Source organism: Pedobacter sp. BS3, from assembly GCF_008274585.1.
Lineage (GTDB): Bacteria > Bacteroidota > Bacteroidia > Sphingobacteriales > Sphingobacteriaceae > Hufsiella_A.
Map to the genome: position 1 here is coordinate 1 of NZ_VTRT01000025.1, position 947 is coordinate 947.

Here is a 947-nt window from a genome sequence, read left to right on the forward strand (position 1 = left end):
CCTGGCTTTAACAGCTACCTGGTAACTGTTATCTTACTATGGGAAAAAGATTCACAGGTATTATGCATTTATTTTTCATACAACTGCAAGCTAACCGGGCCGATAAGCCCTGCGGGTTGCAAGGGTGAGTCTTTCTCTACAAAACGCCAGGGGGTAAACGTTACCCGGTCTTTTGATGGACGCTGCTCTCCTGTCCAAACCCATTTCGGAAACTCCTTTAGCTCATAGCCTTTATAATCATTACCTGCGTATTGCAGGTTAGGGCGCCACTGCAGGTCTTCCGGTAACTGCTCATCACCAACCATCCTGTTCCACCAGGTATTGGTGATCTTAAACGTGATCTTATTTTGCCCGGCTTTCAGCAGCTTGCTGATGTCGGTACGGAAAGGAGGCTTCCACAGCGTATCGGCCACTACATCATTCACCAGCACTTCGGCCATGTTCTTTACTTCGCCAAGGTCTAACAGAATGCCTGATTTAAGCTGCTGGTTAGAAACGGTGATGGTACTTTGATAGGTAGCGGTGCCTGAGAAATATTTGATTCCGAACACTTTGCTGCTGGTCCATGAACCGGTGCCAAGCTCGGCTTTGGGCGGCGCTCCGTAACCTGCGGGGAAAGTTACCTGCCATTTGGTTTCTACCGGAATAGTCCGCGTGATTTTTTCTTCCCGGTATAATGCGGTGCTTGGCTTTATACTATTCTTCGGCTGGAAGATAACGAACACTGCCCCAAAGGGCGTAAAAGGTATGGTCATGCGAATGCGATCGCCTTCTGTATGCCATTGGGTAGAGCTGTATTGTTTGCCGGTTTCGGGATCCCACAGTTGCGGGATTTTACCGTTTACACGGAATAACAGCTCTGCATGATTTTCTGAACCTGTTTGATTGGATACGAAATAGATATCGCTGTCACCATCACGGCGGTGTGTCCAGGCAATGGCATCTTC

Annotated in this window: 1 protein-coding gene; it reads right to left on the reverse strand. The window is 48.4% G+C overall.

Features of this window, described 5'->3' with window-relative positions:
• Positions 1-68: 68 nt before the first annotated feature.
• Positions 69-947, reverse strand: an 879-nt coding sequence (locus FW774_RS20265) for a glycosylhydrolase-like jelly roll fold domain-containing protein (protein ID WP_262714455.1), incomplete at its 5' end; no start/stop codon positions are given.